This window comes from Mesorhizobium sp. CNPSo 4670, from assembly GCF_057784235.1.
Window position 1 is genome coordinate 88,321 of sequence record NZ_JBWJFQ010000027.1, and the last position, 19,257, is coordinate 107,577.

General features: G+C 62.2%; 24 protein-coding genes and 2 tRNA genes. 7 read left to right on the forward strand and 19 right to left on the reverse strand.

Annotated elements, in window-relative coordinates; genetic code table 11:
* Positions 1–18 precede the first annotated feature (18 nt).
* The 9 genes from rpsC to AC0ZT5_RS31280 form a co-directional block, all read right to left on the reverse strand.
* Entirely contained in the window at positions 19–744 is a 726-nt protein-coding gene (rpsC, locus tag AC0ZT5_RS31240; protein ID WP_013895697.1) for a 30S ribosomal protein S3, read from the reverse strand.
* A complete protein-coding gene (rplV, locus tag AC0ZT5_RS31245; RefSeq protein ID WP_006205462.1) occupies positions 744–1,133 on the reverse strand; it encodes a 50S ribosomal protein L22 in 390 nt (129 codons plus the stop codon). The genes rpsC and rplV overlap by 1 nt, the downstream gene beginning before the upstream one ends.
* Before the next feature lie 2 nt (positions 1,134–1,135).
* Positions 1,136–1,414 carry a 30S ribosomal protein S19 gene (gene rpsS, locus AC0ZT5_RS31250; protein ID WP_006205463.1) on the reverse strand — a complete coding sequence of 93 codons (279 nt, stop codon included), beginning with the start codon at positions 1,412–1,414 and terminating at the stop codon, positions 1,136–1,138.
* A gap of 16 nt (positions 1,415–1,430) precedes the next feature.
* Positions 1,431–2,264: a 50S ribosomal protein L2 gene (gene rplB, locus AC0ZT5_RS31255; RefSeq protein WP_488499556.1), complete on the reverse strand. Its 834-nt coding sequence runs from the start codon at positions 2,262–2,264 to the stop codon at positions 1,431–1,433.
* A 22-nt stretch (positions 2,265–2,286) separates the two neighbouring features.
* Positions 2,287–2,580, reverse strand: a complete 294-nt coding sequence (locus tag AC0ZT5_RS31260) for a 50S ribosomal protein L23 (RefSeq protein ID WP_010909275.1) — start codon at positions 2,578–2,580, stop codon at positions 2,287–2,289.
* Entirely contained in the window at positions 2,577–3,197 is a 621-nt protein-coding gene (gene rplD, locus AC0ZT5_RS31265) for a 50S ribosomal protein L4 (RefSeq protein ID WP_006333366.1), read from the reverse strand. Before rplD ends, AC0ZT5_RS31260 begins: the two co-directional genes overlap by 4 nt.
* The gene (rplC, locus tag AC0ZT5_RS31270; RefSeq protein ID WP_379097705.1) at positions 3,197–3,910 is read right to left on the reverse strand and encodes a 50S ribosomal protein L3; all 714 of its coding nucleotides are present in this window, start codon (positions 3,908–3,910) and stop codon (positions 3,197–3,199) included. Before rplC ends, rplD begins: the two co-directional genes overlap by 1 nt.
* A gap of 61 nt (positions 3,911–3,971) precedes the next feature.
* Positions 3,972–4,280: a 30S ribosomal protein S10 gene (rpsJ, locus tag AC0ZT5_RS31275; protein ID WP_010909272.1), complete on the reverse strand. Its 309-nt coding sequence runs from the start codon at positions 4,278–4,280 to the stop codon at positions 3,972–3,974.
* 69 nt (positions 4,281–4,349) lie between these two features.
* Complete coding sequence (locus tag AC0ZT5_RS31280; protein WP_488499590.1) at positions 4,350–5,282, reverse strand: GTP-binding protein; 933 nt, start codon at positions 5,280–5,282, stop codon at positions 4,350–4,352.
* A gap of 97 nt (positions 5,283–5,379) precedes the next feature.
* Here AC0ZT5_RS31280 and AC0ZT5_RS31285 point away from each other — a divergent pair, with 97 nt between their 5' ends.
* Both AC0ZT5_RS31285 and AC0ZT5_RS31290 read left to right on the forward strand, forming a co-directional pair.
* A complete protein-coding gene (locus tag AC0ZT5_RS31285) occupies positions 5,380–6,267 on the forward strand; it encodes a DMT family transporter (RefSeq protein WP_488499557.1) in 888 nt (295 codons plus the stop codon).
* Between the two features lie 134 nt (positions 6,268–6,401).
* Positions 6,402–6,539, forward strand: a complete 138-nt coding sequence (locus tag AC0ZT5_RS31290; protein ID WP_184872294.1) for a hypothetical protein — start codon at positions 6,402–6,404, stop codon at positions 6,537–6,539.
* 113 nt (positions 6,540–6,652) lie between these two features.
* Here AC0ZT5_RS31290 and AC0ZT5_RS31295 read toward each other — a convergent pair whose 3' ends face one another.
* Positions 6,653–6,907, reverse strand: coding sequence for a GlsB/YeaQ/YmgE family stress response membrane protein (locus AC0ZT5_RS31295; RefSeq protein WP_477291784.1), 255 nt, complete (start codon positions 6,905–6,907; stop codon positions 6,653–6,655).
* A 130-nt stretch (positions 6,908–7,037) separates the two neighbouring features.
* On the opposite strand from AC0ZT5_RS31295, the gene AC0ZT5_RS31300 reads away from it, so the two are divergent.
* The 3 genes from AC0ZT5_RS31300 to AC0ZT5_RS31310 all read left to right on the forward strand — a co-directional run bounded on the left by AC0ZT5_RS31300 (position 7,038) and on the right by AC0ZT5_RS31310 (position 8,961).
* A complete protein-coding gene (locus AC0ZT5_RS31300) occupies positions 7,038–7,502 on the forward strand; it encodes a YidB family protein (RefSeq protein ID WP_457152121.1) in 465 nt (154 codons plus the stop codon).
* A 352-nt stretch (positions 7,503–7,854) separates the two neighbouring features.
* Positions 7,855–8,445: an ankyrin repeat domain-containing protein gene (locus AC0ZT5_RS31305; protein ID WP_488499558.1), complete on the forward strand. Its 591-nt coding sequence runs from the start codon at positions 7,855–7,857 to the stop codon at positions 8,443–8,445.
* Between the two features lie 12 nt (positions 8,446–8,457).
* Positions 8,458–8,961 (forward strand): YHS domain-containing (seleno)protein, encoded by a 504-nt coding sequence (locus tag AC0ZT5_RS31310; RefSeq protein WP_488499559.1) that lies wholly within the window; start codon positions 8,458–8,460, stop codon positions 8,959–8,961.
* 11 nt (positions 8,962–8,972) lie between these two features.
* On the opposite strand, the gene AC0ZT5_RS31315 is transcribed toward AC0ZT5_RS31310, so the two are convergent.
* The 3 genes from AC0ZT5_RS31315 to AC0ZT5_RS31325 form a co-directional block, all read right to left on the reverse strand.
* Positions 8,973–11,150, reverse strand: a complete 2,178-nt coding sequence (locus tag AC0ZT5_RS31315) for a tetratricopeptide repeat protein (protein WP_488499560.1) — start codon at positions 11,148–11,150, stop codon at positions 8,973–8,975.
* A gap of 581 nt (positions 11,151–11,731) precedes the next feature.
* Positions 11,732–11,805: transfer RNA gene (locus AC0ZT5_RS31320), tRNA-Gly, on the reverse strand.
* Positions 11,806–11,894: 89 nt separating this feature from the next.
* Positions 11,895–11,979, reverse strand: a tRNA-Tyr gene (locus tag AC0ZT5_RS31325).
* A 198-nt stretch (positions 11,980–12,177) separates the two neighbouring features.
* On the opposite strand from AC0ZT5_RS31325, the gene AC0ZT5_RS31330 reads away from it, so the two are divergent.
* The gene (locus tag AC0ZT5_RS31330; RefSeq protein WP_488499561.1) at positions 12,178–13,026 is read left to right on the forward strand and encodes a TrmH family RNA methyltransferase; all 849 of its coding nucleotides are present in this window, start codon (positions 12,178–12,180) and stop codon (positions 13,024–13,026) included.
* A gap of 114 nt (positions 13,027–13,140) precedes the next feature.
* Here AC0ZT5_RS31330 and AC0ZT5_RS31335 read toward each other — a convergent pair whose 3' ends face one another.
* The 3 genes from AC0ZT5_RS31335 to gcl all read right to left on the reverse strand — a co-directional run bounded on the left by AC0ZT5_RS31335 (position 13,141) and on the right by gcl (position 16,853).
* Positions 13,141–14,058, reverse strand: coding sequence for a 2-hydroxy-3-oxopropionate reductase (locus AC0ZT5_RS31335; protein ID WP_488499562.1), 918 nt, complete (start codon positions 14,056–14,058; stop codon positions 13,141–13,143).
* Positions 14,059–14,249: 191 nt separating this feature from the next.
* Positions 14,250–15,047 carry a 2-oxo-tetronate isomerase gene (gene otnI / locus AC0ZT5_RS31340; RefSeq protein WP_488499563.1) on the reverse strand — a complete coding sequence of 266 codons (798 nt, stop codon included), beginning with the start codon at positions 15,045–15,047 and terminating at the stop codon, positions 14,250–14,252.
* A 24-nt stretch (positions 15,048–15,071) separates the two neighbouring features.
* A complete protein-coding gene (gene gcl, locus AC0ZT5_RS31345) occupies positions 15,072–16,853 on the reverse strand; it encodes a glyoxylate carboligase (protein ID WP_488499564.1) in 1,782 nt (593 codons plus the stop codon).
* A 214-nt stretch (positions 16,854–17,067) separates the two neighbouring features.
* On the opposite strand from gcl, the gene bhcR reads away from it, so the two are divergent.
* Positions 17,068–17,889, forward strand: a complete 822-nt coding sequence (gene bhcR, locus AC0ZT5_RS31350) for an HTH-type transcriptional regulator BhcR (RefSeq protein WP_095091670.1) — start codon at positions 17,068–17,070, stop codon at positions 17,887–17,889.
* A gap of 16 nt (positions 17,890–17,905) precedes the next feature.
* Here the strand turns inward: bhcR and AC0ZT5_RS31355 are convergent, their stop codons facing one another.
* The 3 genes from AC0ZT5_RS31355 to AC0ZT5_RS31365 form a co-directional block, all read right to left on the reverse strand.
* A complete protein-coding gene (locus AC0ZT5_RS31355) occupies positions 17,906–18,148 on the reverse strand; it encodes a hypothetical protein (protein WP_488499565.1) in 243 nt (80 codons plus the stop codon).
* A 146-nt stretch (positions 18,149–18,294) separates the two neighbouring features.
* Positions 18,295–18,600 (reverse strand): BA14K family protein, encoded by a 306-nt coding sequence (locus AC0ZT5_RS31360; RefSeq protein ID WP_477228473.1) that lies wholly within the window; start codon positions 18,598–18,600, stop codon positions 18,295–18,297.
* A gap of 258 nt (positions 18,601–18,858) precedes the next feature.
* Complete coding sequence (locus AC0ZT5_RS31365) at positions 18,859–19,050, reverse strand: hypothetical protein (RefSeq protein ID WP_488499566.1); 192 nt, start codon at positions 19,048–19,050, stop codon at positions 18,859–18,861.
* Positions 19,051–19,257 lie beyond the last annotated feature (207 nt).

Genomic DNA, 19,257 nt, shown 5'->3' on the forward strand with positions numbered 1-19,257 from the left:
TCCAAATTCCTAAATGTCTCAGGCGTTTTCGCGACGACGACCGCGCTCGCGATCACCACCACCGCCATGTGCAGCATCACCCTCGGTCGCACGACGTTCCGAAGCCATCGGGTCGTGCTCGAGGATCTCGCCCTTGAACACCCAGACCTTGACGCCGCAGATGCCGTACGCCGTGTTCGCCTCGGCCGTGCCGTAGTCGACATCGGCGCGCAGCGTATGCAGCGGCACGCGGCCTTCGCGGTACCATTCCATGCGCGCGATCTCGGCGCCGCCAAGACGGCCCGCGCAGTTAATGCGGATGCCTTCGGCACCAAGGCGCATCGCCGACTGCACGGCGCGCTTCATGGCGCGACGGAACGCGATACGACGCTCGAGCTGCTGGGCGATCGACTGGGCGACCAGGGTCGCGTCGATTTCCGGCTTGCGCACTTCAACGATGTTGAGGTGCGTCTCGGACTTCGTCATCTCCATCAGCTTCTTGCGAAGCTTCTCGATGTCGGCGCCCTTCTTGCCGATGATCAGACCCGGGCGCGCGGCGTGGATGGTGACGCGGCACTTCTTGTGCGGACGCTCGATGACGACCTTCGAGATCGCAGCCTGCTTGAGTTCCTTCTCAAGATACTTGCGGATCTTGATGTCCTCATGCAGCAACTTGCCGTACTCGCCGGTGTTCGCGAACCAGCGCGAATCCCAGGTGCGGTTGATGCCGAGGCGAAGACCGATCGGATTGACTTTCTGGCCCATTATGCGGCCTCCCCTTTTTCTTCGACTTCACGAACGACGATCGTGAGGTGCGAGAACGGCTTCTCGATACGGCTGGCGCGACCACGGCCACGGGCATGGAACCGCTTCATGACGATCGACTTGCCGACATAGGCTTCCGCCACGATCAGTGCATCGACGTCGAGGTCGTGGTTGTTTTCCGCGTTGGCGATTGCCGATTCCAGCGTCTTCTTGACCGTGCCGGAAATCCGCTTGGCCGAGAATTCGAGATCGGAAAGCGCTGTCGCGACCTTCTTGCCGCGGATCAACGCGGCAACGAGGTTCAGCTTCTGCGGGCTGATACGGATCGTGCGCAATACGGCGCGCGCTTCGTTGTCAGCAAGCCTGCGCGGAGCTTTGGCCTTGCCCATGATTATTTCCTCTTCGCCTTCTTATCCGCGCCGTGACCGTAATAGGTCCGGGTCGGAGCGAATTCACCGAACTTGTGACCGACCATGTCCTCGTTCACCGAGACGGGAACATGCTTCTGGCCGTTGTAGACACCGAAGGTGAAGCCGACGAACTGCGGCAGGATGGTGGAGCGACGGCTCCACATCTTGATCACCTCATTGCGACCACCTTCACGAACCTTGTCCACCTTCTTGAGAAGGTAGCCGTCGATGAAGGGGCCTTTCCAAATAGAACGAGTCACTTGGCGTTACCTCTTCTTAGCTCTTGCGCTGATGGCGCGAGCGCAGGATGAACTTGTCGGTCGCCTTGTTGGACCGCGTCTTCTTGCCCTTGGTCGGCTTGCCCCAGGGCGAAACCGGATGGCGGCCACCCGAGGTGCGGCCTTCGCCGCCGCCGTGCGGATGGTCGACCGGATTCATGGTCACGCCGCGATTGTGCGGACGCTTGCCACGCCAAACCGTACGACCAGCCTTGCCGTCGTTGATGTTGCCATGGTCCGGATTGGACACGGCACCGACGGTGGCCATGCACGAGCCGTGCACGACACGCTGCTCGCCCGAGTTCAGGCGCAGGATCGCCATGCCCTGGTCGCGGCCGACCAGCTGGCCGTAGCCACCTGCCGAACGGGCAACCTGGGCGCCCTTGCCCGGCTTCAGCTCGATGTTGTGGACGATGGTGCCGACCGGCATCGAGGCCAACGGCATCGCATTGCCCGGCTTCACGTCGACGGCTTCACCGGAAACGATCTTGTCGCCGGGGGCCAGACGCTGCGGAGCGATGATGTAGGACAGCTCGCCATCGTCGTACTTGATCAGCGCGATGAAGGCGGTGCGGTTCGGATCGTATTCGATGCGCTCGACCGTGCCGACAATGTCGAACTTGCGGCGCTTGAAGTCGATGATGCGGTACGAACGCTTGTGGCCACCACCGATGAAGCGGGCGGTGATGCGACCGTAGTTGTTGCGGCCGCCCGACTTGGTCAGGCCCTCGGTCAGACCCTTGACGGGCTTGCCCTTGTAGAGGCCCGAGCGGTCGACGATGACCAGCTGGCGGGTGCTCGGCGTTACCGGGTTGAATTTTTTCAGTGCCATTGTTCTGTCCTCGCGGCCTTGCTCAGAGACCCGTCGCGACGTCGATCGACTGGCCGTCGGCCAGCGTCACAATCGCCTTCTTGACGTCGCTCTGGCGGCCGATCGTGCCGCGGAAGCGCTTGATCTTGCCCTTGCGGACAAGCGTGTTCACGGCCATCACCTTGACGCCGAACAGCGCTTCGACGGCGGCCTTGATTTCCGGCTTCGACGCCTTCTTGGCGACGTTGAAGACGACCTGGTTCTGCTCGGAGGCCATGGTCGACTTTTCGGTGATCGCCGGCGAGACGATCACGTCGTAATGACGAAGGTCGGTCATTTAAAGCGCTCCTCGAGAGCCTCGACGGCGGCCTTCGAAAGGACCAGCGTGCCGCGGCGCAGAATGTCGTAGACGTTGATGCCCTGGATGGGCAGCACGTCGATGTTGGGGATGTTCGTCGCCGCCAGCTTGAAGTTCTTGTCAAGCTCGGCACCGCCGATCACCAAAGCGTTGGTCAGGCCCAGCGTCGCGAAATTCGCGATCAGCGCCTTGGTCTTGGCCTCGGTCAGCTTCAGCTCGTCGATGATGATGATCGACGCGCTCTTGGCCTTGGCCGAGAGAGCATGCTTGAGGCCAAGCGCGCGAACCTTCTTCGGCAGTTCGTGCTCATGGCTGCGAACGACCGGGCCGTGGGCCTTGCCGCCGCCGCGGAACTGCGGAGCGCGTGCCGAATGGTGACGGGCGCGGCCCGTACCCTTCTGCTTGTACATCTTGGCGCCGGTGCGCGCGATCTCCGCGCGGCCCTTGGCCTTGTGCGTGCCCTGCTGCTTCTTGGCGAGCTGCCAGCGCACGACGCGCTGCAGGATGTCCTCGCGCGGATCAAGGCCGAAAATCTCCTCGGAGAGTTCCACCTTGCCGGCGTCCTTGCCGCCAAGCGTTGTGATCTTGAGATCCATTATTCCGCTCCCTCTGTGGCCGGAGCCTCGTTCTTAGCAACGGCGCGGATCGCGGCAGGCTTCGGCGCATTGGCCGGCAGTGCCACCTTGGCCGCATCGCGGACCAGGATCCAGGCGCCCTTCGATCCAGGAACCGCACCGCGGATCAGGATCAGGCCGCGGTCGGCGTCGGTCGAAACGATCTCGACATTCTGCGTGGTGACGCGGGTGTCGCCCATGTGGCCAGCCATATGCTTGCCCTTGAACACCTTGCCCGGGTCCTGGCGCTGACCGGTCGAACCGTGCGTACGGTGCGAGACCGAGTTACCGTGCGTCGCGCGGCCACCGCCCATGTGGTGGCGCTTGATGACGCCCTGAAAACCCTTGCCGATCGTCGTGCCCGTCACATCGACCTTCTGGCCGGGGACGAAATGCTCGACGGTGATCTCGGCGCCGACATCGATCATGTTGTCAGCAGAGACGCGGAACTCGGCGACCTTCGCCTTCGGCTCGACGGAAGCGGTCGCGAAATGGCCGCGCATCGCCTTCGACGTGTTCTTCACCTTGGCAAGGCCAACGCCGAGCTGAACGGCGGTGTAGCCATTCTTCTCCTGCGTGCGCTGCGCCACGACCTGACAGTTCTCCATCTGGAGAACGGTGACGGGAACATGTTCCCCGGCATCGTTGTAGATGCGGGTCATTCCCACCTTCTTTGCAATCACACCTGAACGCATCGGTTCAATTCCTTTAGAGTTCCGGGCCAGGGGCACCGCCCCTTACCGCGCTCTCATTCCCTTAGAGCTTGATCTCGACGTCCACACCGGCGGCCAGATCGAGCTTCATCAAAGCATCGACTGTCTGCGGGGTCGGATCGACGATGTCGAGCAGACGCTTGTGCGTGCGCATCTCGAACTGCTCGCGGCTCTTCTTGTCGACGTGAGGCGACCGGTTGACCGTGAACTTTTCGATCCGCGTCGGCAGCGGAATGGGGCCGCGGACGTTGGCACCGGTGCGCTTGGCCGTCGACACGATTTCCTTCGTCGAGGCGTCGAGCACGCGGTGATCAAACGCCTTCAGGCGGATGCGGATATTCTGTCCGTTCATGCGTCACTTCCTTGTTCTGGCGCGGCGCGGGCAACTCCTGCGCCCGCGACAGATCGGTTTAAGTCCAAATTACTCTTTGATGGTGACGACGATGCCGGCACCGACGGTGCGGCCGCCTTCACGGATAGCGAAGCGCAGCTTCTCTTCCATGGCGATCGGCACGATCAGCTCGACATCGACCGTGATGTTGTCGCCCGGCATCACCATCTCGGTGCCTTCCGGCAGCGACACGATACCGGTCACGTCCGTCGTGCGGAAATAGAACTGCGGACGGTAGTTGGTGAAGAACGGCGTGTGACGGCCACCTTCGTCCTTGGTCAGGATGTAGGCTTCGGCCACGAACTTCTTGTGCGGCTTCACCGTGCCCGGCTTGGCCAGGAACGGCTTGTCGAGCGGACGAACCGGCGTCGGGATGTAGGCGTCGACCGCAGCCATCAGCTCGCGGATCGCGTCCTCGCCGATCTTCTTGTCGGAATCTTCCAGAGCAGCCAGCGCCGAACCCTTGACGATCGGAATGTCGTCGCCGGGGAACTCGTTCTTGGTCAAAAGCTCGCGAACCTCGAGCTCGACCAGTTCGAGCAGCTCGGCGTCGTCGACCTGGTCGACCTTGTTCAAAAACACCACGATCGACGGCACGCCAACCTGACGGGCAAGCAGGATGTGCTCGCGGGTCTGCGGCATCGGGCCGTCGGCAGCCGACACAACCAGGATCGCGCCGTCCATCTGCGCCGCACCGGTGATCATGTTCTTCACATAGTCGGCGTGGCCGGGGCAGTCGACGTGAGCGTAGTGGCGGTTGGCCGTCTCGTATTCGACATGCGCCGTCGAGATCGTGATGCCGCGCGCCTTCTCCTCAGGGGCCGCGTCGATCTGGTCATAGCGCTTGTATTCGCCAAAATACTTCGTGATCGCCGCCGTCAGCGACGTCTTGCCATGGTCAACGTGACCAATCGTGCCGATGTTCACATGAGGCTTGTTACGCTCGAATTTACCTTTTGCCATAGCCGCCACGGCGCTGTTTTGCCTGCCCATCCGTGTCTGATTCACCGCCAGGTCATGGCCCATTGCGGTCGTCATTGAGGTCTGATTTCCTCGCCGGATGCATTTCGTTCCGACCGCCATCCGCGGCCCCCTGTTCATGATCGTCTCGACCGGATCGTATCTCGTAAACGATACGATGATGAAACTCGCGACGTCGGGCCTGCCGTCCTACGAAGTGCTGTTTCTGCGCGGTGCGGCGGCAACGCTCTGGGGTTTCCCGCTGTTGTTCGCGCTGGGCTACGGCAAGCAGATTCCGCTGATCTTCGACAGGCACGTGCTGCACAGGAACCTGCTCGAGCTGGCGGCGATCCTCTGCTACGTGGTGGCGCTCGCCAACATGCAGATCGCGGATTCGACAGCACTCGGTCAGATCACGCCGCTGTTGATGCTGGTCGGCTCCTCGATCCTGTTCGGCGAGCGGATCGGCGGCCAGAGGATGGCGCTGATCGGGCTCGGCTTCATCGGCGCGCTGATGGTGGCGCAACCGACCATGCAAGGCATTTCGGTGTACGCCTTGCTGGCGCTCGGCAACGCGACGCTGTCGGCGGCACGCGACCTTGCCGGCAGGCGGGTTACGGCAGAGGTGCCGGGGATGATCGTGGCGATCTCCGCCGTCGTGGTGGTGCTGATCGGTGCCGGAGCCGCGCATCTGGTTTCCGAACGCTGGGTTATGCCGGAGGCGCGCCATCTGCTGCTGATGGCAGGCGCCGGATTTTTCCTGATCTTCGGCCACTTCTTCATCTTCATGGCCTATCGCGTCGGGCCGACCAGTGCGGTGGCGCCGTTCTACTATTGCTTCACCGTCTGGGCGGTCATTTCGGGCCTGTTGGTGTTCGGGCAATTCCCCAATGCGCTGGCGGTCTGCGGCATCCTGCTGGTGGTGGGCAGCGGACTTGCCATCGTCTCGCTGGACCAGCGCAAGCGCCGACTGACCGTCGTCGCCTAGCAGCGCCCAAGCAGGCCAGGCGGGCGATCACCCGCGTCTCTCCGCGCGCTGTTGCCGAGCCGAAAAAGATCGTCTAATCGGCGAAGACCGTCCAATCCAGGACGCCATGATCAATCAGCCAAGGGAGTTTCCCCATGACGGATTTTGACCAGAACAAGAACTCCGACGCCGAGCACAAGGCCGCCATCCGCAAGTCAATCATCGGCTGGACGGTGTTCATCGCGGGAACGCTGATCTTTTTCGCCGCAGCCGACGCAGTGCTGATGCCATAGGCAGATATCGCGTACCGGCCCGAAGCTGGTCCTCGGCAGAAATTCGTATTTCAGACGATCCGGCCGGCACCTGGGCGGTTCATCGTTTCACGGAAACGCAGAACCTCTTTGTCTTACGCCCGTCTTCCGCTGAACTGGTGGTAGGCCCACAGCACGACCACCGCGCCGATCACGGCGACGATCAGGCTGTAGATGTTGAGGCCGGTGACGCCCGACGCGCCGAAGGCGCTGAAGATCAGGCCGCCGACAATGGCGCCGACGATGCCGAGCACGATGTCCATCAAAATGCCCTGGCCGCTCTTGTTGACGATCTTGCTGCCCAAGAAGCCGGCGATGACGCCGAGTATGATCCAGCTGATGATTGACATTTTTTCCTCTCCATCCACCCGCCAGCCGAACATTTTCATAGGATTGTCAAAAGCTCAAGCCAGCTTGAAATTCCGCCCGCATGCCCCATTGTTGAGGTGGGGTTGGGCTGGTCGTTATGGAGGATCCACTATGGGACTTTTTGACAACGCCGTTCCCGGCGGCAACATCACCAAACCGCTGATGATCGCGCTCGGCGCGCTGCTGGTCGGAAAAATGCTTAGCGGCAGAAGTGCTGAACAACCGGACCAGACCGAGACCCCGGCCCCGACCGGACCCGCTTCCACCGGTACGACCTCCGCCGACGGCGGCCTGCTCGGCGGATTGGGCGGCCTGCTCGACAAGCTCAGGGATGCCGGCCACGGCAATGTCGCCGACTCGTGGGTCGGCACCGGGCAGAACCAGTCGATCAACGCCAATGATCTCGGCGCCGCACTCGGGCCGCAGGTCATTCACGAGATCGCGCAACGGACGGGGATGGACGAGCAGGAACTGCTCAAGCAGCTGTCCACGGCCCTGCCCGGCGTCATCGACAAGCTGACGCCGAACGGCCAGGTGCCGCAGCAGCACCAGGTTGCGTCCGCGTTCAACAGCTAGCGCCACGCAGACGTCTGCACAGGGGAGCGCCGCGCGGTGTTTCGACCTGGAGATCGTGTGGACGCAAGTCTGGTCACCCTGAAAGACCGACTTTTGACCCGGAGCAGACTCTCGCAGGCGAAGATGCGCATGTCGCTTTGCGCCGCATCTCGGGCACTACGACGGTCCCGTCCATTCACCAAAATCGGACATCGATGGGGCAGAGGCAACAGACAGCTTTGCGCCAAGTCCGGTCGTTCGTGGCGCAATCCCAAGCGGACATTTCATTTTTCCGGGCAACGTCAAACTGCCACAATGCGGAGCACTGTCGTCCCGAACTTGTACGCTATCCTCGCGCGTGATATCGATACTGATGCGTGGACTGCTGATACTTGTCGTATTGGCGCTTGCCGCGACCAATGCAGCGGCGGGCGACTTGTTGTTCGACGCCATAGCTGCCGGCGACAAAGTGGGTGTCGAGCAAGCTCTCGCGAGTGGTGCCGGCGTTGACACCCGGGCGCGCGACCAAGCAACCCTTCTCATAGCTGCAGCGCTCGACAACCAGCCGGACATCGCCGAATTCCTGCTGGGCAAGGGTGCCGACGTCATGGCGCGTAACTCGGGCGGCTTCACCCCGCTTCATGCGGCGGCCTTCTCGGGCAGCCTGCCGATCGCCAAGCTGTTGCTGGAAAAAGGAGCTGTGCTCGACGATGCCGCCAACAAGGCGGGTGCTACCCCGTTGTTGGTGGCCGGCGAGGAAAACCACGTTGAACTGGCCGAATTCCTTATTGCGAAAGGTGCCGATGTGAACCATCCCGAGGGCCATGGCTACATGCCGACTACGCGCGCATTCTGGAAGGGCAACACGGATATCATACGACTGTTCAAACGCCATGGTGCTACCTGCCAAGCCAAGATCCTTGGCGAGGCGAACGCGGCGAAGTGCGCCGAAATCCACGATTAACGGAGGATGCAGATGAGCACGATGATCAAGTCACGACCGGTTCGGAATATGGGGGCGGCTGCCCTGGTCGCGATAGCTGCGGTCGCCGGCGCGGGATCGGCCTGTGCGGACGATTCGGTAAACACCGGCTATTTCGGCGGTGTGGCGATCATGGGCTACGACACGGTCGCTTACTTCACTGACGGCAAGGCCGTGAAGGGCTCCGAAGAGTTCAGTTATGACTGGCTGGGGACACCCTGGCATTTCGCCAGCAAGAAACACCTGGAAATGTTCATGAGCGAACCGGTCAAGTACGCTCCTCAATATGGCGGCTACTGTGCTGCCGAAGTCGTGGGCGGAGGGGTCACGATCAACGTCGATCCGGAAGCATTCAAGATTATCGACGGTAAGCTCTACCTGATCTACGACGTCAGCAATGCGGACCATTTCGCCGCGCATGCAGCTGAAAACATACCGAAAGCCGATGCCAACTGGCCGAAGGTCGCGGCCAATTTGGAGCTCGACAAATATCACTGAGACGCGCGCATCTACTTAACCACCGCGAAGTGGAATACCTTGCTTGAGTTGACGAAGGAATAGCCGCCGCCGCTATCGTCGCGGCGTCTGTAGACAGGTCCGCAATCGGGGCGCCCGAACATATTCTCGCTCAGCTCGCACAAGAGGTCGCCATCGACGTAGACGGTCTCGGTGACCAGCCGCGTCGTCGAGCGGAAAGCCGCCTTGCCGTCGCTCCCGATCTGAAGGAAGGCTGGTTGGAGACCGGGTTCGATCTGGCCCTGCAGCGTATGGCCCAGCACCAGCGAGGCGATCTCCCCGCCCTTCAAGCGGTTGTGCTCGTCGCCGGCGAAGCCGAACGGCCATTCGGGCAAGCCCGCCTGCTGCAACGCGTCGATGATGAGAGCCAAATCCTGCCGGTTACGGTATTGGGTACCGCTGAGTCGGTATGCGGACAATGAATCGAACCCCGGTGTCGACATGGAACCTAGTCCCTCGGCGACCGCTGCCCTCGCATCCTGCAGGCGGCCGGCGCGGGCGTAAGCGGCAGCGAGGGTAATTCTGAAATCTCCGACTGACGGCGCATCGTCGCGCGTGCGTTCGAGCGCCTCGATCGCCTTGTCGTTGCTACCTTGAATGAGAAAGACCAGACCGGCAATTTGCCGGTTGATGGGTGAAAGGTTGGGATCGAGCCTGAGCGCCGTCTCGACCGCGGTGGCTGCGTCGGCATGATTGCCGGCGAACAGTTGCACGTATCCTAGAGCTATTTGCGTCTCCGCATCGCCGGGGCCGAGTGCGACGGCTCGCTCGGCCGAAGCGATAGCTTCCTCGTAGCGGCGATCCACGACCTGCATGATGCCAAGAATCGCATAAGGCGACGAAAGGTCCGGGTCGAGTTGCAGCGCACGGCTTGCCTTCTCATAGGCGCGCTTGCGCGCGGGCGCGCTCTGCATGATGTCGTTGAACGATTCGCGCCAGATATAGACTGTCGTGCTTGCATCCGCCGTGAAGGCTTCGGCAAAAGCGGGGTCGAGCTCCTCCGCCTTGTCGTAGAGCGTGAGTGCCTCCCGCAGTCCTTCGCGCCGGCCGGTCCGTGCTGTCTGCTCGGCCCGAAGGTAGAAGTCGTAGGCTTCGAGGTTTTCGGTCGGCGGGCGCGCCATGCGCTCGCTCTCCGCTGCCGAAGGTTGCATGCCAAGCGCCTTGGCGATCTCCTGGCTCATCTCGTCCTGGACGGCAAACACGCCGGCCATGCCACGGTCGAACCGGTTGGCCCACAGATTGTCGCCCGTTGCCGTATCGATGAGCTGGGCATTGAGGCGGATTTGCTCGCCGGTGCGGCGGACGCTCCCCTCGACGACGAAGCGCACGCCAAGGTCGCGCGCGACGTCCGCCAGCGCTGCAGGCTTGTCCTTGTAGGCGAACACAGAGTTGCGCGCGATGACGTCCAGACCGGAAAGCTTGGTGAGGTCGGTGATCAGATCTTCGGTGATGCCGTCAGCGAAATAGTCCTGGCCTGGATCGCCGCCGAGGTTTGCAAACGGCAGCACGGCAACCGATGGCCGCGATGGCACCGAGAACTTCTGCCACGCAAAAATGCCGGCAATCGCGGCAATCGCCAGGACGGCGGCGGCTGCCAGGATCATGACGCGCGGACCCGGCCGGTGGGGCGCGGCCGTGACCTTTCCCGATGCCGCGGGATCGAGCAAGAGTCGATACGCGCGAACCGGATCGGCGATATTCTTGAGGCGCTGCTCTCCCAGACTGGCAAAGCCGACGTCCACCTTGTGCACCGCGTGGTCGAACGCCGTGCCCGAGATGCAAATACCCCCGGGCTCCGCCATTGCCTCCAGACGCGCGGCAATGTTCACGCCATCGCCATAGATGTCATCGCCCTCGACGATGACGTCGCCGAGATTGACGCCGATGCGAAACCGGATCTGCCGGGCATCAGTGGTGCCCCGATCGCGTTCCGCCATTCGGCGCTGGATCACGGCAGCGCACTGGACGGCATCGACGACGCTGGCGAACTCGACGAGCGCGCCGTCGCCCATGAGCTTGATAATGCGGCCGTGGAATTCCTTGATTGCGGGGTCGACCAGTTCGCGACGGCAACCCTTCAATCGTTCGAGCGTGCCTACCTCGTCCTCGCCCATGAGGCGGCTGTAGCCAACCACATCGGCAGCAAGTATCGCGGTAAGCCTTCGCTCCATACCTGCCTGCGCCCTCCCCGGTCGATCAAGCGGCTTCGCTGCAGCCTATTCTAGTCCCGCGTCGGACGCGAGCGCGCGCGACCGCTATCCCGAGGATGTCGGGGTTACTCAGTATGCGCAACGCTCCGATCCTTCCAACCGCGAGTTCTGAACGGAATGCTCTTCGACAAGATGTCCGCTTAGGTCAACAGCGCCGACTTGGCTGAATGTCCGCTTTGGAGGCCGAAATGCGGTGGGAATGACCAGATCGGGTCAGCTCACGACATCAGACCTTGAAGGTACAACGTCCGCCATTGCTCTTCCCCACACAACAAGCGGACCTACTGCTTCTGGCCCAATGCGGTCATCTGAGAACTAGAGGCGGATGGCCGCTTCTGTTTGCTCGGTCTGGCAGATGAGCCGAAAGGCGGCTTTCCACCTATTTCGCGCACGTCCTTTCAGTGCCGCTCTCTGTCGAGGGTAAGCTTAGCAAGCTGAATATCTGCAGTGGACTTTTAGGAATACCGGCGCAGTACTGACAGGCGCAGTGACACGGCACAATCGATTTCAGAGAAAATTCTTATGGATATCAAATAGTTATATGGAGCGGGTAGCGGGAATCGAACCCGCATATTCAGCTTGGAAGGCTGCTGCTCTACCACTGAGCTATACCCGCGCCTTGCACTGAAGTACCGGATTCCCCCGAAAAGCGCCATGCACTTTTCGGTCCGATGCTTTCGCGTTTCAGGGCTTCCGGGCCGGCAGTGGTGGAGAGGGTTGGATTCGAACCAACGTAGGCTAAGCCAACGGATTTACAGTCCGTCCCCTTTAACCACTCGGGCACCTCTCCAGTCTGCCGCCGGAGCCATGCAACGAGGCATTCACGCCAATCCGGACCCGAGTTAAGTCTTCTCCGAAACCAGCGAAGCGCCTTATGGCGGCAAGGCCATTGGGTGTCAACCGCGCAACCGGCGTTTTTCGATGTTGTTCGCCGGCTGCGGCGACGAGCCATATCCTTGACCTGAGGAGACGGCTATAGAAGCCGGCCATGAGCGACAAAACCAACACCCCGAAAGACACACACTACGCCAAGTTGCGGCGCGCCTATCGCGACGAGAAGAGCGGCGGCGCACCGGCGTTCAGGCCCCGGCAGCCGGTTCCACCGGGCGAACATGCCGCGGACGGCCTGGTGCGGCTCTACGGCCTGCACACGGTGCGCGCGGCGCTCGACAATCCGCGCCGCAAGGTCAGAAAGATGCTGGTCACGCGCAATGCGGCCGAACGCCTGGAAATCGCCGATATCGCCGCCCTGCCCTTCAAGGCGGAGCTGGTCGAACCAAGGGACATCGACAAGATCACCGGCTCGGATGCCGTGCATCAGGGCGTGCTGATCGAGGCCGAACCGCTGAAGCCGAAGCGGCTTGATGCACTTGGCGATGCAAGGCTGGTGCTGGTGCTCGACCAGGTCACCGATCCGCACAATGTCGGCGCCATCTTGCGCTCGGCGGTCGCCTTCGGCGCCGGCGCGCTGATCACCACGGCCCGCCACAGCCCACAGGAATCGGGCGTGCTGGCGAAATCGGCCTCCGGCGCGCTGGAGCATATCGACCAGATCGAGGTGAAGAACCTCGCCGACGCGCTCGGCCAGTTGCACGAGGCCGGGTTCCAGACCATCGGGCTCGATTCGGACGGGCCGGCGGAACTCGAAACGAGTTTTGCCGGTGACAGAATAGCGCTGGTGCTCGGCGCCGAGGGCAAGGGCCTGCGCCAGAAGACGCGCGAGACCGTGACGACGCTGGCACGGCTCGACATGCCCGGCGCCATCCGTTCGCTCAATGTGTCGAACGCCGCTGCGATCAGCCTCTATGCGGCGCGGGCATTTTTGAAGCGCGGCTGAGCCTCACGCCAGATATCTCGAAATGCGAAACGGGCTCCAGCGACAGACGCAGGAGCCCGTTCTTCGATAGGCACGAGTTGGCGACTTGGGAACGTGGCGCCACCCTCTCCTGACCTATGCCGCTTTGCCTTTGGCGTCGGCTGCGTTGCCGCCGACCTCGAAACTGGCCATGCGCTCCAGCGCCCTGACCAGAGCCGAGTGATCCTCCCTGGCTCCGCCATTGGCGGCGCAGGAGTTGAACAGCTGCTGCGTGGTGGAAGTGTTGGGCAGCGACACGCCGAGTGCTTTTGCCCCTTCCAGCGCCAGGTTGAGGTCCTTCTGGTGCAGTTCGATGCGGAAGCCCGGCGCGAAGGTGCGCTTGACCATGCGCTCGCCATGCACTTCGAGAATGCGCGAGGCCGCCAGCCCGCCCATCAGCGCTTGCCTGACCTTGGCCGGGTCGGCACCGGCTTTCGATGCAAAAACAAGCGCTTCGGCGACAGCTTCAATGGTCAGCGCGACGACGATCTGGTTGGCCACCTTGGTGGTCTGGCCGACGCCGTTCGGCCCGACCAGGGTGATGTTCTTGCCCATCTTCTCGAACACGGGCCTGGCGCGCTCGAACGCCTTTTCCTCGCCGCCGACCATGATGGTCAGCGACGCCGCCTTGGCGCCGACTTCGCCGCCCGAAACCGGCGCATCGAGATAGTCACAGCCCAACTCATTGATCTTTTTCGCAAACACCTTGGTTTCGATCGGCGAGATCGAGCTCATGTCGACCACCAGCTTGCCCTTGGTCAGGCCGGATGCGACGCCGTTGTCGCCGAACAGCACATCGGCAACCTGTGGTGTATCGGGCACCATCAGGATGATGATATCGACCGCCTTGGCCACCGCGGCATGGCCGGAGACTGACTTCAGTCCCTTGGCGACGAGGTCAGCCGGCGGCTTCGAGCGATGGTCGCTGGCGATGACCGTATAGCCAGCATCCAGCAGATGCCCCGCCATCGGCGCGCCCATGATGCCGAGGCCGATGAAACCGATGGTTTCCATTGTTCTTCTCCGAAAGTGTTGTCCGAACTCATCGAAGGCTGGCGCTGCCCCTCATCCGCCTGCCGGCACCTTCTCCCCGTATAGTGACGGGGAGAAGGAAGTGCTCCAGCGCTGGCGACCCGTCTCCCCGTCCCTATAAGGGGAGAGGGCAAGGGTGAGGGGCGGCGCAAGCGTTGCACAATATCTGGCGCTCAAGCCGCCGCGCTTCCCTGCCCGGCCAGTTCCCTGAACCAATCCAGCCCAGCCTCCGTACCGGCCTTCGGCTTGTATTCCGCGCCGACCCAGCCGGAATAGCCGATGCGGTCGATATGCTCGTAGAGGAAGGGATAGTTGATCTCGCCCGTCCCCGGCTCGTGACGACCGGGATTGTCCGCAAGCTGGATATGCGCGATGCGGCCGAGGTTTGCCTCGATGGTACGGGCGAGATCCCCCTCCATGATCTGCATGTGATAGATGTCATATTGCAGGAACAGGTTCTTCGAACCGATACGGTCGATCAGCGCCAGCGCCTGGTCGGAGTAGTTGAGGAAGAAGCCGGGGATATCGCGGGTGTTGATCGGCTCGATCAGCAGCCGGATGCCGGCCTGCTCCAGCTTTTCCGCCGCAAAGGCGAGGTTTTCGGCAAAGACATCCTCCAGCACCTTGCGGTCGGCGCCCGCGGGCGCGATGCCGGCAAGGCAATTGACCTGCTGGCAGCCGAGCGCCTGCGCATAGGTGATCGCCTTGGCGATGCCCTGGCGGAATTCCGGCACGCGATCCGGCAGCACGGCAATGCCGCGCTCGCCCTTGCCCCAGTCGCCCAGCGGCAGATTGAACAGCACCTGTGTCAGGCCGTTTTTCTTAAGCCGGGCGGCGACCACCTCGGGGGCGTGATCGTAGGGGCCGATATATTCGACGCCCTTGAAGCCCGCGCGGGCAGCTGCGTCAAAACGGTCGAGGAACTCATGCTCGCCAAAGAGCATGGAAAGATTGGCTGAGAAACGCGGCATTTCTTTTTCTCCTTTTCCGCTGATCTAATCCAGCATCACGATCGCCGTCGGGGCGTCTTCCTGATGTTCGGCAAGGTCCTCGAATTCGGTGATCTTGTCGATTTCGGTGCCCATGGAGATGTTGGTGACACGCTCGAGGATGAATTCGAGCACGACCGGAACCTGGTGCTCCTTCATCAGCCGCTGCGCTTCCTTGAAAGCGGCGGCGAATTCCTCGGGCTTGCGTACCCTGACCGCCTTGCAGCCCATCGCCTCGGCAACGGCAACATGGTCGACGCCATAGCCGGCCTCGGGATCGCCCGAGCGGTTGATGTTCTCGAAGGCGAGATTGACCTCGAAATCCATCGAAAAGCCGCGCTGAGCCTGGCGGATCAACCCGAGATAGGCGTTGTTCACGACGACATGAAGATAGGGCAGCTTGTGTTGTGCACCGACCGCCAGTTCCTCGATCATGAACTGGAAATCATAGTCGCCCGACAGCGCCACGATGGTGCGGTCGGGATCGGCGGCGCGAACGCCAAGGGCTGCCGGCAAGGTCCAGCCGAGCGGGCCGGCCTGGCCGCAATTGATCCAGTTGCGCGGCTTGTAGACATGCAGGAACTGCGCGCCGGCGATCTGCGACAGGCCGATCGTGGTGATATAGGTGACATCGCGACCGAACGCCTTGTTCATCTCCTCGTAGACACGCTGCGGCTTCAGCGGCACCTGGTCGAAATGCGTCTTGCGCTTCATGGTCTTCTTGCGGCCCTGGCATTCCTTCGCCCAACCGGACCAGTCGCGCAGCTTGCCAGCCGTCTTCCACTCGGTGGCGACGTCGAGCAGTACCTTCAGTGCCGCGCCCGCATCCGAGACGACGCCAAGGTCCGGCGCGAAGACACGGCCGATCTGCGTCGGCTCGATGTCGACATGGATGAACTTCTTGCCCTTGGTGTAGACGTCGACCGACCCGGTGTGGCGGTTGGCCCAGCGGTTGCCGATGCCGAAGACGAAATCGGCCTCCAGCATCGTCGCATTGCCGTAGCGGTGCGACGTCTGCAGTCCGCACATGCCGGCCATCAGCCGGTGGTCGTCGGGGATGGCGCCCCAACCCATCAGGGTCGGGATGACCGGCACGCCGGAAATCTCGGCGAATTCGATGAGCAGATCCGATGCATCGGCGTTGATGATGCCGCCGCCAGCGACGATCAGCGGCTTTTCGGCCGCGTTGAGCATCGCCAGCGCCTTTTCAGCCTGCGCGCGCGTCATCGCCGGCTTGAACGGCGTCAACGGCTCATAGGCATCGATGTCGAACTCGATCTCGGCCAGTTGCACATCGACCGGCAGGTCGATCAGCACCGGGCCCGGCCGCGACGAGCGCATCAGGTGGAACGCCTTCTGCAGCGTCATCGGCACCAGATAGGGCTCCATGACGGTGACCGCCCATTTGGCGACCGGCGCGGCGATGGCAGCGATGTCGACGGCCTGGAAGTCCTCCTTGTTCAGCCGCGCACGCGGCGCCTGGCCGGTGATGCACAGGATCGGAATGGAATCCGCCGCGGCCGAATAGAGCCCGGTGATCATATCGGTGCCGGCCGGACCCGAGGTGCCGATGCACAGGCCAATATTGCCAGCCTTGGCGCGGGTAAAACCTTCCGCCATGTGCGAGGCGCCCTCGACGTGACGGGCAAGGACATGGCGAATGGTGCCCCTCGCCTTCAGTGCCGAATAGAACGGATTGATCGCCGCGCCCGGCACGCCGAAAGCGCAGGAAATGCCTTCCTTTTCGAGAACGAGAACCGCAGCATCGACAGCGCGCATCCTGGCCATTTTCCGGCCCTCCACAGGGGTTTGTCATTGTTGGATGGCTGAGAATGCCATCAAGCCAGCCATTTTTCAATTTTTTCAGAATATTTTTTCATTTGTAAGAAACGGCGATTAGCCAATGAATTTGAACGGCTTTTCGTTTTCCACCGATTTCATGCCCCCACACAATGAAAAACTTTTTCATTGCCTCTCGCGCCAAATTGCAGACAATGCGGCCATGGAAACCACCGAGAAACGCCAGCGCGGTCGGCCGCGCGCCTTCAACGGGCCATCCGAGCCGACTTCGGTGCAGTCGCTCGACCGCGCGCTGCGCATCCTGGCCATTGTCGCCGAAGGCAGCGGCCTGTCGCTAAGCGAGATATCAGCGCAAAGCGGCCTTGCGGCCTCGACCGCCTACCGCATGCTGACGACGCTCGAAAACCACGGCATGGTCGAATTCGACACCAGCGACCAGCTGTGGTCGATCGGCGTCGAGACCTACCGCATGGGTGCGGCGTTCCTGCGCCGCCGCAAGCTGGTCGACCGCGCCCGTATCGTCATGCAGGAGTTGATGGAGAGGACCGGCGAGACCGCCAATCTCGGCGTCGCCGAGGACGATTGCGTGGTCTTTGTCAGCCAGGTCGAGACGCATCAGGCGATCCGCGCCTTCTTCCGGCCGGGCACGCGCAGCCCGTTCCATGCGTCCGGCATCGGCAAAGCGGTGCTGGCGCATCTCGAACCGGAGCGTGTCGGCACCATCCTGCGCAAGGCCGGGCTGCAGCGCTTCACCGACAGGACGCTTTCCGACATTTCCGCCCTTGCCCACGACCTGGCAACGATCAAACGGCGTGGCTGGTCGGTGGACGATGAGGAGCGGCACCCCGGTATGCGTTGCGTGGCAGCCGCCATCTTCAATGAATTCGGCGAGCCGATCGGTGGTGTCTCGGTGTCGGGGCCGACCGTGCGGGTGACGCCGGAACGGCTGGCCGAGATCGGCCCTTTGGTGCGCGATGCCGCGGCCGAGGTGACCAGGATGATCGGCGGCGCTCTCTCAGCCTGATGCGGCGCGGGGAGACTCACCGCCGCGAGTAGGCCAATCGGGCAAAGAACAGGCAAGCAAGCAGACAGCCGATGGCGAACATGCCCCACACCAGCCCGGCCTGTTCAAGAAAAACCTCGCTGCTTTCGGAATTGGAGCACCAGCCAAGTTCGTTGAAGCAATCCCGCCACAACCAGTAGCGGTCATGCCAGGCCGGCGCGAACAGCAGACCACCGGCTCCCGTGGCGATGGCGAGAACGGCCCAAATTGCTTTCCTCATAGGATCGTTGTCCCGCCGCAATATCTCGAAATCATGGCCTCGGTACCCGGCCGGGATCCCATCCCCTCCCCCGAACATCTTGCGAACGGCAAAAAGAGGGGCGGCGGGGGCGCCCCTCCTGCAGTTGTTTGAGACGCCACCTCCTCTCAGAGACGGCAGTAGTGGCGGTAGCCGTCGTAGCCGACATAGGTGTCTGAGTCCGGATCGTAGCTCGCGTAGCGGTCGAAGCAGCGGCGGACGTGCCACGAGCCGCCGTCTTCGTCGACATAGACGGTGCGGGGCTGCTGGGCGAGCAGGGTGCCCAGGACAAAGCCGCCAACGCCGGCGGCGATGCCGATGCCGAGGTCGTGGTGATGATGCGAATGCGCGGCCGAGGGCTGGACGGTGCCGACCAGCATGGTGGCAGCGACGGTGGTGGCGATGAGGCCGGAAACGAGTGTGCGCGTGAACATGATGATCTCCTTGCTTCGTTGAACGAGGCGATCCATCCGCCTCTTGATCATCTGTCGTTGCGGCAAGGAAAAAGGTTCGAAACTTTCTTCGATTTTCCTGGAACCGCAGAAATCAAACAGTGTGGAGGCCTGCCGGCGCGATGCCAGCACGTATCGACGGAAGTCTGGACCTTGGTGTCGAGGCCGGGAGCTCAGCGACCTGGCACAAGACGCAAAAAGGGCGGCCGAAGCCGCCCTTTGGGGAATTGGGTCCTTCCATCAAAGGAAAATGATCACCCGGCCATGGTGGTGATGATGATGATGGTTGTGGTGCCACCACCAATGCTCGAAATGCCTGTAGTGATGGTGGTGATGCATGCCATGAGCTGACGACGCGCCGACAGTGCCGGCGAGCGCGCCGGTGGCGACGAAAATGGCAACGAGGCCTGACGTAAGAGTGCGCTTGAACATGATGATCTCCTGGATCCTTGATCGAGGCGACCCATTCGCCTCTGACCATCAGTCGGCGCGGTGCGGCAAATGGTTCGAAAGGCTTCGGAGATTTTTCGGCGGCGCCGGAAGACGAGTGAATAGCGAATAGGGAGTAGCGAGTAGCGAAAGAGCCGCACTCGCCACCTGGACTATTCGCTATTCCCTATTCGCTTACCGCTCACCCCA